The organism is Kribbella sp. NPDC056951, from assembly GCF_042674205.1.
Lineage (GTDB): Bacteria > Actinomycetota > Actinomycetes > Propionibacteriales > Kribbellaceae > Kribbella > Kribbella yunnanensis.
On the sequence record NZ_JBHUQZ010000006.1, the window covers coordinates 463,647 to 476,672 of the forward strand.

The following is a 13,026-nucleotide window of genomic DNA, read 5'->3' on the forward strand; positions in this document are numbered from 1 at the left end:
GACTGCGGGTGTGGATTGCCCGATCGCGAACGGGTCATGGCCCTGGCGGCGGCCTGGACGCGACTGTTGCCCGAGGCATCTGATTTTCACAATCGACGGCATGGACCTGAAAAACAGAGCACTACAGGTGGGGAAGTCGCGTACCGTCGCGGCTGTGCTGGGGGCAACGGTGGCACTCGGTGCCAGCACGGTGCTGGTCGCTTCGGCGGCTGAGCCGGCGCCGGTCACGATCAACGCGTGCGTCGGCCGGAGCTTCGGTGACGTGCGGATCATCGACCCGGCCAAGGGCGGCACCTGCCTCTTCTACGAGACGCCGACGTCGTGGAACCAGAAGGGCCCGAAGGGCGACCTCGGACCGGCCGGTGCGGCCGGACCGCAGGGTGCCGCCGGTCCGCAGGGCGTCCCGGGGCCGGCCGGACCGGCTGGGCCCGTGGGCCCGCAGGGGCCGAAGGGTGACGCGGCGGGCTTCGTCGTCAACCCGCCGACCATCTTCCGGAAGACCATCCAGGACGGCGGCTGGGCGCAGTGGGAAGCCAGCTGCCCCACCGGTCAGGTCGTCGTGACCGGCGGGACCGGCGGTGGCACCAACAATGGCCGCGGACTGACCTTCTTCCAGTCCGAGCCGAGCTACGACGGCCACCGCTGGTTCTTCGGAGCGCGCTTCAGCAGGGCTGACGGTGGCGTCAACGACAGCATCGAGGCCTACGGCTTCATCGTCTGCACGCCGGGTAAGAGCAACGCCTGAGCAGCACGCGTCAGCTCGTCCGCTGCCTTCCGCGGCGGACGGGCTGCGCCTCGACCGGCGTGGCCAGGTGGTCGTCGACCAGGGTCTGCAAGGCCTCGACGAACGGCGTCCGCCGGTCGGCCGCCAGCGCGTCCAGGGTCTCGCGGTGCACGCGGTCGACGATCGCCTGGCCTTCGCGCGCGATCTTCGCGCCGGCCGGGGTGACCGAGACGATCCGCGCCCGGCGGTCGGTGGCCGACGCCTTGCGCTCGGCGTACCCAGCCTTCTCCAGCGCGTCGACCGTGACGACCATCGTGGTCTTGTCGAGGTACGACAGCTCGGCGAGTTGGATCTGCGTCCGCTCGGCCTCCAGGGCATGACCCAGCACGCACTGCATGCGCGTCGTCAGCCCGATTTCGGCCAGGGCGGCATGCAACTGCGTCTCGAGCACGTGACCGGCGTGGTTCAGGTAGCCGGTGAGGTCGGGAACGGTCCGCGTGATCGCCATGATTCGAGTCTAGCTCGGGATTATCTGCGGCCAGATGATCCCGCTCCGGATCACTCCCCCGTGGCCCCGTCGATCAGCTCGCGCACGATGTCCAGGTGGCCGAGATGCCGGGCCGACTCCTGCAGCACGTCGGCGACGAACCGCTCGATCCGGACCGGGCCGTGGTACCCGGTCACGAACGCCGACCAGTCGACCTTCGCCAGCGTCCGCTGCGACAGCGCCCACTCCGCGTCGTACGCCGCGATGACCGTCGCGACCGTCTCGTCCGGACCTATTCGGAACTCGTAGTCATGGTCGTCGGACCGCCACAGCGACGGCAGGTCCTGGCCGCCGATCGTGCGCTGGATGTGTTGCCGCTGAACCGCAGTCAGGTGTTTCACCAGCCCCAGCGGGTTCATCACCGGTGACGTCGGGAGCGGTGTCGCCCGCGCCTGCTCCTCGGTCAGCCCGTCCAGCTTGTTCACGACGGTGGTGTGGACGAACTGGAAGTACCCGACCACAGACTCCTGCAAGGTCAGGTCGTCGTCCGGCCACGGCCGGTCTCGCAATGCCATGACCCGAACCCTGCCAGGTGCTTCCGACAATCCGCGGGAATGCGACATCTCGGTCGGCCTTCGCCTCACCGTCGCAATTCCGCGAGTCTCCCGCGCCCGCGCTCGGTTGGCTGGATGGCATGACACTCGAGATGACTCGGACTCGGACCAACCATCGGCTCGGTGTGGCCGCACTGACGCTCGGCATCTTCACCATCGTCACCACCGAGATCCTTCCGGTCGGCCTGCTCACTCCGATCGGCACTGACTTTGGTCTGACCGCAGGTCGGACGGGTTGGCTGATGACCATGCCCGGGCTGGTCGCCGCCGTCGCCGCACCGGTCATCACGGTCACCACAGCGCGACTGGACCGCCGGCTGATGCTGTGCGCGCTAATGGGGCTGCTGGCCGTCTCCGGGTTCCTGGCAGCCGCCGCACCCTCCTACCCCCTCGAACTGCTCGCCCGCCTCCTCGTGGGCCTCACCATCGGCGGCTTCTGGTCGATCGGTGCCGGACTGGCCGAGCGCCTCGTCACCGAGCGGTGGAAGGCCCGGGCTACCGCAGTGATCTTCTCGGCGGTTCCACTCGGCACACTCCTCGGCGTACCGGGTGGGACCTTTCTCGGTGAGCTGCTCGGCTGGCGTGCCTCGTTCGCAGCGCTCGGCGGCCTGGCTCTGGTGGTGATGATCGCCCTCTACCTGACCGTGCCTCCGCTGCCGCCGCTGCAAGTCACCCGGCTGTCCGTCCTGCGGGGCGCACTCCGGGGCAGCAACCTGGCGTTGCTCGCCACCTGTCTGGTGGTGACCGGCCATTTCGCCGCCTACACCTATGTGACGCCGTTCCTCCGGCCCTTCGTGCAGTCCGACCTGATCAGCCTGCTCCTGCTCGTCTACGGCGGCGCTGGCCTGGTCGGCAACCTCGTCGCGGGTACGGCGGCCGCCCGGAACCTGCGGCTGACCTTCGCCACCTGCGCCGGTCTGATGGCCACAGCGATGCTGCTGCTCCCCCTGCTCGGGCGCAGTACGCCGGGAGCTGTTGCCCTGCTGGTGGTGTGGGGACTCGGGTACGGCGGCGTACCGGTCTGCACGATGACCATGTTCGCTGCGGCGGCTCCGCAGGCACGGGAGGCCGCGACTGTGCTGTTCACGTCGTCGTTCCAGGCAGTGCTTTCGATGGGCGCGTTGTTCGGCGGCCTGGTCGTGGATGCCTGGTCAGTGCATACGGCGATGACGCTGGGTGGTGTGTGCGCTGCACTGACGGTCGGAGTCGTGACGTGGTCCAGGACACAGGAGGCTGGCACGTAGCATCACCGGTGTGGTGCGGACTTCGACGGACAGGTGCCCTGGTGTGCTGGCAGTGCACCAGGCGGCTGACGGTGGGCTGGCTCGGATCCGCGTGCCTGGCGGGTTGCTGAGCGTCACGCAGCTCGACGTACTGCGCACTGCGTCGCTGGACCTCGGTGACGGTCGGCTCGAGCTCACCTCCCGCGGGAACCTGCAGATCCGCGCCCTGCGGCCGGACGGACCACGAGAACTGTCGGACCGCCTCTACCGGGCTGGACTACTCCCCTCGTTGACGCACGAGCGGGTCCGCAACATCCTCGTCTCGCCGCTATCCGGTCTGGACGGCCGGTACGACGTACTGCCGCTCGCTGCTGCGCTTGACCGGGCCCTGTGTGCGGATCCTGGTTTGGCCAACCTGCCGGGGCGGTTCCTCTTCGCACTGGATGACGGACGTGGCGATCTGGTCGCCTCCGGCGCGGATGTGCTGGTCCAGGCAGTCGATGCTCGTGAGGCGCTGCTGACCCTCGGTACGCGCGGTGTGCGCGTCGGCTGGGGTGATGTGGTCGAGCTGATGCTGGCGGCCGCGGCAACGTTCTTGGAGGTGCGGGACGCTGCGGAGTGGCGAATCGCCGAAGTGGTGGACGGAGAGAGCCGGATTCTGGAGCGGCTGGGCCTGCAGGCGACTGACGAGTTGCCGACGGCCGGTGCGCCGGTTGAGGCTGGTCCGCATGGAGCAGCGCTGGCAGTCACCGTTCCGCTCGGGAGTCTCACGCAGGAGCAGGCGGTGCTGCTCACGGAGGTCGCGGAGTGGGTCCGGGTGACGCCCTGGCGTTCGGTCGTGCTCCCTGCGATGGCCAGTGAGCCGTTGGAGGCTGTCGGGTTGATCACAACACCTGACTCGATGTGGAGCGGTGTGACAGCGTGTGCGGGCCGCCCCGGCTGCGCGAAGGCGCTGGCCGACGTCCGCGGTGACGCGCAACGGATCGCGCCGCGGATGGTGCGGGACGGACGCCGGGTGCACTGGTCAGGCTGTGAACGCCGGTGCGGGAAACCGGCAGGTGACTTTGTCGACATACTTGCCGTCGGCAACGGGTATCTGGTCGACGGTCAGTTGAGGGAGACGTGGTGAGCGGGTTCGAGTACGTGCGGGATGGCGCGGAGATCTACCGGCGGTCGTTCGCGACGATCCGGTCCGAGGCCGCGCTCGACCACCTGCCGGCCGACGTGGCCCAGGTCGCGGTGCGGATGATCCACGCCTGTGGCATGACCGATCTGGTCTCCGACCTGGCCTGGTCGCCCAACGTGGTCAAGAACGCGCGCGCCGCCCTTCAGGACGGCGCACCGATCCTGTGTGACGCACAGATGGTGGCTGCCGGAATCACTCGACGACGGCTGCCGGCCGACAACGAGGTGATCTGCACGCTCAGCTCCCCCGGCGTGCCTGAGCTGGCCTCGCAACTCCAGACGACTCGGAGTGCGGCCGCGGTGGACCTCTGGGCCGACCATCTGGCCGGTGCGGTGGTCGCGGTGGGCAATGCGCCCACCACGTTGTTCCGGTTGCTCGAGGTGATCGCAGCGGGCGGTCCGCGACCGGCCGCCGTACTGGGGATTCCGGTCGGGTTCATCGGTGCTGCCGAGTCCAAGGAGGCGTTGGCAGCGAACACGCTTGGTCTGGAGTACCTGGTCGTGCGGGGACGGCGTGGTGGCAGTGCGATCACCGCTGCCGCTGTGAATGCGATTGCGAGCGAGGAAGAGTGACCGGACAGCTGTGGGGCGTAGGACTCGGGCCGGGTGACCCTGAGCTGGTCACTGTGAAGGCTGCGCGCTTGATCGGTGCTGCGGACGTGATCGCGTTCCACAGTGCGCGGCACGGGCGGAGTATCGCGCGCTCGGTCGCGGCGCCGTACCTGCGGGATGGGCAGATCGAGGAGCACCTGGTCTACCCGCTCACCACCGAGACCACTGACCACCCTGGCGGGTATCAGGGCGCCATGGACGAGTTCTACGCCGAGTGCGCCGCTCGGCTCGCTGCTCATCTCGATGCGGGCCGCGATGTCGTCGTACTGGCTGAGGGCGATCCGTTGTTCTACGGGTCCTACATGCACATGCACAAGCGGCTGGCTGACCGGTACCCGTGTGAGGTGGTTCCGGGAGTGACGTCGGTGAGCGGGGCGGCCGCCGTACTCGGACGGCCGTTGTGTGAGCGCGATGAGGTCCTCACTGTGCTGCCGGGCACACTGCCGCCGGACGTGCTGGCCGAGCGACTGCGGAACACTGACGCTGCCGCAGTGATGAAGCTGGGGCGCACTTTCAGTAACGTCCGCGAGGCTTTCGAGCTGGCCGGCCGCGCTGACGAGGCCTGGTACGTCGAACGCGCCACCACCGCGGACCAGCGGATCGCACCGCTGTCAGAGGTCGATCCGGACGCCGTTCCGTACTTCTCGCTCGCACTGCTGCCCAGTCCGATCAACAACACCTTCAGTACGCCGGAGGTGCGCACCGAACGCGAAGGCTCGGTGACGGTGGTCGGCCTCGGTCCTGCTGGGCCGGAGTGGATGACACCCGAGGTGCGGGCGGCGATTGCCGGAGCCGACGACCTGATCGGCTACGGCCCGTACGTCGACCGTCTGCCGGACCGGGCTCGTCAGCGCAAGCATGGGTCGGACAACCGGGTTGAGTCGGAGCGGGCTGCGTTCGCACTGGACCTGGCGCGCAAGGGGTCCTCGGTGGTCGTGGTGTCGTCCGGTGATCCGGGTGTGTTCGCCATGGCCAGTGCGGTCACGGAGGTCGCGTCGGAACCGGAGTACGCGGACATCGCCGTACAGGTGTTGCCTGGGATGACTGCGGCGCAGGCTGTGGCCAGTCGGGTCGGTGCGCCGCTGGGACACGACTTCTGCGTGCTGTCTCTGTCAGATCGGCTCAAGCCGTGGGAGGTCATTGCGCAGCGACTGGCTGCTGCTGCGGCTGCTGATCTGGCGATCGCGATCTACAACCCGGCTTCGAAGACGCGCACCTGGCAGGTGGCCGCAACGCGGGACCTGCTGCTGGAGCATCGTTCCGCGGACACACCCGTAGTGGTGGGGCGTGACGTCGGTGGAGCTGGTGAAAGCGTCACTGTGACCACGCTGGGTGAGCTGGACCCTTCGATCGTCGACATGCGGTGTCTGCTGCTCATCGGCTCGTCCCAGACACGAAGTGTTTCCCGGCCCGCCGGACCGCTGGTCTTCACACCACGTCGCCATCCCGGTTTAACAGAGCCGGGTTAAATCCTCGGCGCAACCGGTGTTGGCAAGGAGCCAGGGGGGTACTGGTCGTAAGAAGCTCACTGTGAGGAGAAACGGACGATGAGCAACGTGACGACCGTCCCGGACCGGCCCGTGGCCGCTGCTCCGGATCGCCAGCCGGCCGCCGACGCGGCACTGCTGGTCTATCGGGGATTCAAGTTCGGCGCCGCCTTCTTCGGCTGGCTGATCGCGATCTCCATGGCGGTTCTGCTGTCCGCCGCGGTCTCCGCAGTGGCCCTGCTGACCGCTGAGATCCTGGACTACAACCGCAGTGACGCCGAATCCGCCCCCGCCGCCGCAGGGCTCACCGCCTCGGTGATGGGCATCGTCGTGATCGCAGTGGCCTTCTACAGCGGCGGCTACGTCGCTGGCCGGCTCGCCCGCTTCGACGGCGCCCGGAACGGCTTCGGAGTCTGGATGGTGGCGGTCCTCGTCGCCGTGCTCACCGCGGGTGCTGGGGCGCTGCTGAATAGCCAGTACGACTGGCTGGGCGACGTACAACGTCCTGACATCGCGCTGTCCACCGAGACGCTGGCCACGGGTGGTGTGATTGCCGCGGTCGCCCTGATCGTGGTCACGCTGCTGTCCGCGATCGTCGGCGGCAAGAGCGGGCAGCGCTACCACGAGAAGATCGACCGGCTGATCGCCTCGGAGGAGTGAGCCTGTCTGGGAAGACGTGGGGGTAGTCCCGCGTTGTTCCTGGTGTGCAACAGGTTGTGGTGATCGGCGCCGGGCAGGCGGGACTGTCGGCTGCGTACCACCTCGTGCGGATGGGATTCACGCCGTACGAGGAGGTCGTCGTACTGGACCGCAATCCGGAGCCGGGTGGCGCGTGGCAGCACCGGTGGGACTCGCTCACCATGCACGACGTCCACGGGATCGCGAACCTGCCTGGCGTCCCGGTGCCGGCGAGTGCTGGGTCGGAGCGGGCGAATGTCTTCGTGCCGTCGTACTTTGCGTCGTACGAGAAGCGTTTCGGGCTGCCGGTCGTGCGGCCGGTGGCGGTCGATAGCGTGCAGCGGGTTGACGGTGGGTTCGAGGTGCTGACGGACCAGTCGACGTACCGGACGGCTGCGCTGGTCAATGCGACCGGCACGTGGAACCGGCCGTTCATCCCGTGGTACCCAGGCATCGAGACCTTCCAGGGGCGCCAACTGCACACCGCTGACTACCGCGGCGCGGCTGAGCTCGCCGGCCAGCAGGTGCTCGTGGTCGGCGGCGGTGCGTCCGCGGTGCAGCTTCTGGCAGAGATCTCCGAGGTGGCGACCACCACCTGGGTCACGCGCCGCCCGCCCGAGTGGCGCACCGGCGAAGAGTTCGGCCCCGAGCTAGGCCGCCAGGTCGTCGCCAAGGTCGAAGAACGCGTCCGCGCCGGCCTCCCACCCCGCAGCGTCGTCAGCGTCACCGGCCTCCACCTACGCCCCCAAGAACAACCAGCCTGGGACCGCGGCGTCTACACCCGCCTCCCCATGTTCGACCACCTAACCCCCGACGGCCCCACCTGGCCCGACGGCCACCACCAACACATCGACACCATCCTCTGGGCCACCGGCTTCCGAGCCGACCTGGCCCACCTCGCCCCACTCCACCTCCGCGAACCCTCCGGCGGCATCCGCATGCAAGGCACCCAAACCGCCCAAGACCCCCACATCCACCTAGTCGGCTACGGCCCCTCCGCCAGCACCATAGGCGCCAACCGAGCCGGCTTCACCGCCGCCCGCTCCCTCCGCAACCTCCTCAAACCCTGAGCCCTCGCGACGGTGCGGGCATTGCCGGGTCAGGGGGTCGCATATATGCTACAGGCGTGGACGCGAGTGAACTCCTTCGGCATGCACGCGAACAGGCAGGCCTGTCGCGGAGCGCACTCGCCGCCCGCGCCGGCGTCCCGACATCCACGGTCTCGCGGATCGAAGCAGGCTCGACGGACCCGACGTTGACGATGCTCGGACGCCTGATCGCAGCCGCCGGACTGACCATGTCGATCACAGTCGGGAAGAGCGCCCGGTCGCGGCAGCCACGCATCGAGGACCTGACAAACGCCTACGCACCTAGCGCTCAGGTCCGCAAGATCAACTGGACGCACCTACGGGGTTTTGTCGACCAGCTCACCCAGCACCCAGAGCTGATCGCAGCGGCCATCGCCTCACCACCTCACCGAACGGGTGACCCAATGTTCGACTCCCTACTCGCCGGCATCGCCGAGAAGCTCGCCGACGACGCAGGCATCGACAGACCCCGATGGACTCGCAGCGTTCCGGCATCCCGCACCCCATGGGACACACCAGGCACCCCAACCCGGGTCAAGCGAGCCCGCGCACAAACACCCTCACAACTAGCAGCCCGTAACATCTGGCTCGCAGCCCACGACCTCTGGCGAGACGCCGCGTGAACCAAGCCGACCCAGCTCTTCCGCCGCCAATCTTGGGCAAAGACGACATCGTCAACCACCTCAGCGAGGTCAGCGACGAACTCGCCGAACGCGACGCCGTCTGCACGATGGTGATTGTCGGCGGCTCCTACCTCGCACTAGTCGATCTTCGCGAGTCAACCGCGGACGTGGACTCTCTGACGCGCCTCTCCGACGAGATGAAATCAGCGGTCCGCCGAGTCGCCGATCGGCATGGTCTGCGACCCAACTGGCTCAACGACTCGGCTGCGATGTTCGCACCTGCCGGACTGCGCGCCGACGACTGCGAAGTCCGGTTCCAGACCAGCCATTTGACAGTTCTCGCACCACCGCCTGACCTGGTGTTCCTGATGAAACTTCTCGCGGCTCGCGCACCGGACCATGACGACATGGTCGCCCTGTGGCCGCGATGCGCATTCCCTGACGCTCAGGCAGCAGTCGACACGTTCTACGCGGCCTATCCGTTCGAGGAACACGACCCCTACCTCGTCGACTACGTGCAACAGATCGCCGACCAGTCCCTCAAACCCGGCGCGACCTGAGGTCGATCGTGATGGGTGGGTCGCCGTACGGCGAGAACTGGGTGAGCGTGGGGCCTAGGCGGAGATCGGGGTCGGTGTCGACCTGGTGCTCCAGGTGATCCTCGGCTGTTGTGTCGCCGGCGTCGGCGGCTAGTAGTAGATGGGAGATCTGGTCGGCGTCGGCGTCTGTGATGCCGTCGGCTACGCCGTCCCAGAGGAGCGTTTCGTAGCCGTAGCCGTAGCGGTGGAGGACCTCCATGACGACGTACAGACGGATGCAGCCGAGGCCGGACAGGGGTGAGCCGGCCGCCACGCCGTAGCGGGTGGGGTCGAGGCGGCCGGCGCGGTAGCCGGTCCAGTGCCCACGCCCGCGGTCGCGAGCGCTGGGCATCCGTCGAAGACTCGCGCATCGACGTCAGCCCACCTCGATCCGGAAAAGGACTGCACCAGATCATCGGCGCCATCATCGACGTACCGGGCGCCGTCGTCACAACCTCGACCCGTCCGGACATCGTCGCCGCCACCCTCGAGTCCCGCCGGGCGGTCGGTCCCGTCGCGGTCTTCGACCCCACAAGGTCTCGGCCGAGCCGAAGGGGTTCGCTGGTCGCCTGTCCGCGGCTGCGAGAACCCGACCACCGCCATGGTGCGCGCGAGCGGGCTCGCTGCCGGAGCGGTTCGGGATGCGTCGGCCGAATGACTTCGCGATAGAAAGAATTCTGCGGACATACTGGTCATTCGGGGGGCGGCCGCTACGAACTTCCTTTAATGCCGTGTTCGCAATCTGTAGGTCTGTCGTCGTGGACTAGTCAGGCCCGAGTAGGTCCGGTGGTATCCGGGTGGCAGACGCGGGATCAGTTCGCCTGCTTGGAAGCTGGCAGTGTCCATTGCCGTATCCCGAAGGCTCCGCTACGAGGCAGCACGGATGGACCAGCGAAGTGGCGGTACTGCACTGATCCGCTGTTCACTGCCTCCAGGAGCGTTCCAGATGCAGATGGACCTGCAATCACTGATCACGCGTGCCGACGCCAGTCGTCGCCTCGGGGGGTTCGCCGAAAACCTCTCCAAGTGGCATTTCCGGACGCAATACCCCGATCAAACAGTCCCGGTGGACGAAGAACTCCTGCCTAGCGTCAGTGCCTCTTCGCGACACGGTGAGCACGAGGTGGTCGTCTGATTCTGAGATGGTTCCACCGCATATCGCATCGACGTAGGTGGTTTCTTCCGGCACTTCATCAGCCTCCTTGGAGGTCGAACCATCGGCCGCGCGAGACCTGCCTTGCGATCCAACCGTCCGACGACCATTGATTGGTGACGATCCTTCCCGTCGCAGGGTCGCGGATTGTCATTTGGTTCAACCCATTTCGCTGAGACCAGCAGAATACCTGGTTCCGTTCTCGTCATAATACATTCGCTCGGCGTTCCTCATTACCTCCTTGGGGTCAATGTTCCGTTCGCCACCGCGTATGGCAGAGTGGATCGTATCCTCACTGGGCGGTGAATCGTCCGATTGAGATCCACCCGCATCGCCGGAGGCCGTTGCGTACAGGATCGCAGTGGCCGCCGCCGCGACCGCAATTGCCGCGGCACGGGCAAGCGTAAGGCCAAGCACTGTGGCGGCAGCTCGCCGTCCGGCAACTGCGAGTAGCCCGCCGCACACTCCGAAGTAGATGCATGCGGTCGCGGCCGCGAGAGCTGCGGCAGCCAAGAATATGCACACGAGATCGCAGTGGCCGATGGTTGGGGTGGAAGAGAGCCCGGTGGGGTCGGTGTAATTGAATGGGTTGTTATCCACGTACGCATTCCATGATGCTCAGGCAGCAGTCGACGCTTTTACGCCGCTTATCCGTTCGAGGAACACGACCCCTACCTCGTCGACTACGTGCAGCAGATCGCCGACCAGTCCCTCAGACCCGGCGCGACCTGAGGTCGATCGTGATGGGTGGGTCGCCGTACGGCGAGACCTGGGTGACTGTTGGGCCTAGGCGGAGTTTGGGGTCGGTGTCGACCTGGTGCTCCAGCTGGTCTTCGGCTGTTGTGTCGCCGGCGTCGGCGGCTAGTAGTAGGTGAGCGAGGTTGTCGGCGTCGGCGTCGGTGATTCCGTCGGCGACGCCGTCCCAGAGGAGGGTTTCTTGGCCGTGGCGGTGGAGGGCTTCCATGATGACGTAGAGGCGGATGAAGCCGGGGCCGGACAGGGGTGAGCCTGCGGCTACGCCGTAGCGGGTGGGGTCGAGGCGGCCGGCTCGGTAGCCGGTCCAGACTTCTGCGGCGGTTTCGAAGGGGGAACCTTCGCCGGTTGGGAAGTCGCGGATGTTGAAGGGGCGAGTGCCGGGGCGGAGTTCGGGGTCGAAGCGTTGCCAGCGCGTGCCGTTCCAGTGTTCGGCGACGACGTGGTCGCCGCAGAAGTCGGGGGCGTGGGTGAAGCCGACGCGGGTGCGGGCTGGGGTTTCCTGCTCGCGGAGGGCGGCGACTGCGAGTAGCGCGTGGTCGCGGCAGCAGCCGGCGACTCGGTCGCCGGGTGGGCGGGGGTTCAGGAGTGGGCCGGGATTACGGGCTTGATCTAGGTCGAGGATGGTGGAGATCCAGCGGGCGTTGATCTCGTCGCGACGGTCGTCGCGGAGGAGGTGGGCCTCGGCGCGGTAGTGGAGGACGAGGTTGTTGGCGATCGCGCAGATCTCCTCGATGCCGGAGAGCTCACGGAGCAGCCCGGCATGCCGGCCCGGGTCGGAGAAGGCGGAGTGCCGCGCCCGGCGTTCCAGGGTGTCCATCCGATGAGCGTGCCTGGATTTTGGCGACTTTTCAGCCATTTACGGATCCTCGAGATGGTTAAGCAGATACTTGACTTTCGCCACGGCTCCGATGATAGTTAACGACATGCCTAACCAATCTGGGGTTGACGCGATCGGTCGGGTTTTTCATGCGCTCGCCGATCCGTCGCGGCGGGCGGTTGTGGAGCGGTTGGTTCGGGGACCGGCGGCGGTGAAGGAGCTGGCGGAGCCGTTGGCGATGTCGCTGCCTGCGGTGATGCAGCACCTGAAGGTGCTCGAGGACGCGGGCGTCATCGTCAGCGAGAAGGTCGGCCGCGTCCGCAGCTGCCGGATCGAACCGCAGACCCTGCGCGACGCGGAGCACTGGCTGTCCGGCCAGCGCACCGAATGGGAACGGCAACTGGATCAACTCGACGACTACCTGAAGGGAAACTGATCATGTCTGTCACGCACTCGACCTACACCCTCGAACGCCGCTACCCGGTCCCGATCGAGCGAGTCTTCGACGCCTGGGCCACCCCGGAAGCACGCAAGCGCTGGATGGCCCAAGGAGCCGAGCATTCCCAGGACTTCCGAGTAGGCGGCCACGAAACAGCCAAAGGCTTCGACGGCGAAGGACGCCCGCTGACCTACGAGGCCGAGTACACCGAGATCATCCCGAACGAACGCATCCTCACCACCTCCACGCTCCGCACCGGCGACGTACTCTCCACCGTCTCCGTCACCAGCGTCGAGTTCCACGCCGAAGACGGCGAGACCCTCCTCGTAGTAACCGAACACGGCATCTACCTCCCCGGCCAGGAGAAGCCCGAGTGGCGCGAGCAAGGAGCCGCCCAACAACTCGACACCCTCGCCAAGGAATTCACACGTCCCTAGCGGACGGCTCCTAGATCACGCTCGCCGCACGCGGTCTGTTGTTGGGCGAGCGGTAGCGAGCAGGAGGAGTGAGCGTTGCGAGCGTAGGAGGGTGGGCGGGGCGGCCTGCGTAGCGTGCGACGGAG

16 protein-coding genes are annotated in these 13,026 nt (G+C 67.2%); 11 read left to right on the top strand and 5 right to left on the bottom strand.

What is annotated here, in order from left to right; translation table 11 throughout:
• Positions 1–100: 100 nt before the first annotated feature.
• Positions 101–745 carry a hypothetical protein gene (locus tag ACFTSF_RS25455; protein WP_380156134.1) on the top strand — a complete coding sequence of 215 codons (645 nt, stop codon included), beginning with the start codon at positions 101–103 and terminating at the stop codon, positions 743–745.
• A 10-nt stretch (positions 746–755) separates the two neighbouring features.
• On the opposite strand, the gene ACFTSF_RS25460 is transcribed toward ACFTSF_RS25455, so the two are convergent.
• Positions 756–1,232 carry a MarR family transcriptional regulator gene (locus tag ACFTSF_RS25460; protein ID WP_344154590.1) on the bottom strand — a complete coding sequence of 159 codons (477 nt, stop codon included), beginning with the start codon at positions 1,230–1,232 and terminating at the stop codon, positions 756–758.
• A 50-nt stretch (positions 1,233–1,282) separates the two neighbouring features.
• Positions 1,283–1,786 carry a DinB family protein gene (locus tag ACFTSF_RS25465; protein WP_380156136.1) on the bottom strand — a complete coding sequence of 168 codons (504 nt, stop codon included), beginning with the start codon at positions 1,784–1,786 and terminating at the stop codon, positions 1,283–1,285.
• Between the two features lie 119 nt (positions 1,787–1,905).
• On the opposite strand from ACFTSF_RS25465, the gene ACFTSF_RS25470 reads away from it, so the two are divergent.
• From ACFTSF_RS25470 to ACFTSF_RS25505, 8 genes are all read left to right on the top strand, one after another.
• A complete protein-coding gene (locus ACFTSF_RS25470) occupies positions 1,906–3,069 on the top strand; it encodes an MFS transporter (RefSeq protein ID WP_380156138.1) in 1,164 nt (387 codons plus the stop codon).
• Between the two features lie 43 nt (positions 3,070–3,112).
• Entirely contained in the window at positions 3,113–4,177 is a 1,065-nt protein-coding gene (locus tag ACFTSF_RS25475; RefSeq protein ID WP_380156140.1) for a precorrin-3B synthase, read from the top strand.
• Positions 4,171–4,806: a precorrin-8X methylmutase gene (locus tag ACFTSF_RS25480; protein WP_380156142.1), complete on the top strand. Its 636-nt coding sequence runs from the start codon at positions 4,171–4,173 to the stop codon at positions 4,804–4,806. The genes ACFTSF_RS25475 and ACFTSF_RS25480 overlap by 7 nt, the downstream gene beginning before the upstream one ends.
• Complete coding sequence (locus ACFTSF_RS25485) at positions 4,803–6,314, top strand: precorrin-2 C(20)-methyltransferase (protein WP_380156144.1); 1,512 nt, start codon at positions 4,803–4,805, stop codon at positions 6,312–6,314. The genes ACFTSF_RS25480 and ACFTSF_RS25485 overlap by 4 nt, the downstream gene beginning before the upstream one ends.
• A gap of 78 nt (positions 6,315–6,392) precedes the next feature.
• Positions 6,393–6,992, top strand: a complete 600-nt coding sequence (locus ACFTSF_RS25490; protein WP_380156146.1) for a hypothetical protein — start codon at positions 6,393–6,395, stop codon at positions 6,990–6,992.
• A 44-nt stretch (positions 6,993–7,036) separates the two neighbouring features.
• Positions 7,037–8,080, top strand: coding sequence for an FAD-dependent oxidoreductase (locus ACFTSF_RS25495; RefSeq protein ID WP_380156148.1), 1,044 nt, complete (start codon positions 7,037–7,039; stop codon positions 8,078–8,080).
• 56 nt (positions 8,081–8,136) lie between these two features.
• Positions 8,137–8,721: a helix-turn-helix domain-containing protein gene (locus ACFTSF_RS25500; protein ID WP_380156150.1), complete on the top strand. Its 585-nt coding sequence runs from the start codon at positions 8,137–8,139 to the stop codon at positions 8,719–8,721.
• Between the two features lie 32 nt (positions 8,722–8,753).
• Complete coding sequence (locus ACFTSF_RS25505; RefSeq protein WP_380156152.1) at positions 8,754–9,281, top strand: DUF6036 family nucleotidyltransferase; 528 nt, start codon at positions 8,754–8,756, stop codon at positions 9,279–9,281.
• On the opposite strand, the gene ACFTSF_RS25510 is transcribed toward ACFTSF_RS25505, so the two are convergent.
• The 3 genes from ACFTSF_RS25510 to ACFTSF_RS25520 all read right to left on the bottom strand — a co-directional run bounded on the left by ACFTSF_RS25510 (position 9,262) and on the right by ACFTSF_RS25520 (position 12,025).
• The gene (locus ACFTSF_RS25510) at positions 9,262–9,651 is read right to left on the bottom strand and encodes a hypothetical protein (RefSeq protein WP_380156154.1); all 390 of its coding nucleotides are present in this window, start codon (positions 9,649–9,651) and stop codon (positions 9,262–9,264) included. The two genes, ACFTSF_RS25505 and ACFTSF_RS25510, sit on opposite strands and share 20 nt — an antisense overlap.
• 960 nt (positions 9,652–10,611) lie before the next feature.
• Positions 10,612–11,052, bottom strand: a complete 441-nt coding sequence (locus tag ACFTSF_RS25515) for a hypothetical protein (protein WP_380156156.1) — start codon at positions 11,050–11,052, stop codon at positions 10,612–10,614.
• Positions 11,053–11,164: 112 nt separating this feature from the next.
• The gene (locus ACFTSF_RS25520) at positions 11,165–12,025 is read right to left on the bottom strand and encodes a transglutaminase-like domain-containing protein (RefSeq protein WP_380156158.1); all 861 of its coding nucleotides are present in this window, start codon (positions 12,023–12,025) and stop codon (positions 11,165–11,167) included.
• A 106-nt stretch (positions 12,026–12,131) separates the two neighbouring features.
• On the opposite strand from ACFTSF_RS25520, the gene ACFTSF_RS25525 reads away from it, so the two are divergent.
• Both ACFTSF_RS25525 and ACFTSF_RS25530 read left to right on the top strand, forming a co-directional pair.
• A complete protein-coding gene (locus ACFTSF_RS25525) occupies positions 12,132–12,461 on the top strand; it encodes an ArsR/SmtB family transcription factor (RefSeq protein ID WP_380156160.1) in 330 nt (109 codons plus the stop codon).
• A gap of 2 nt (positions 12,462–12,463) precedes the next feature.
• Positions 12,464–12,901 carry an SRPBCC family protein gene (locus ACFTSF_RS25530; RefSeq protein WP_380156162.1) on the top strand — a complete coding sequence of 146 codons (438 nt, stop codon included), beginning with the start codon at positions 12,464–12,466 and terminating at the stop codon, positions 12,899–12,901.
• The last annotated feature ends 125 nt before the right edge of the window (positions 12,902–13,026 follow it).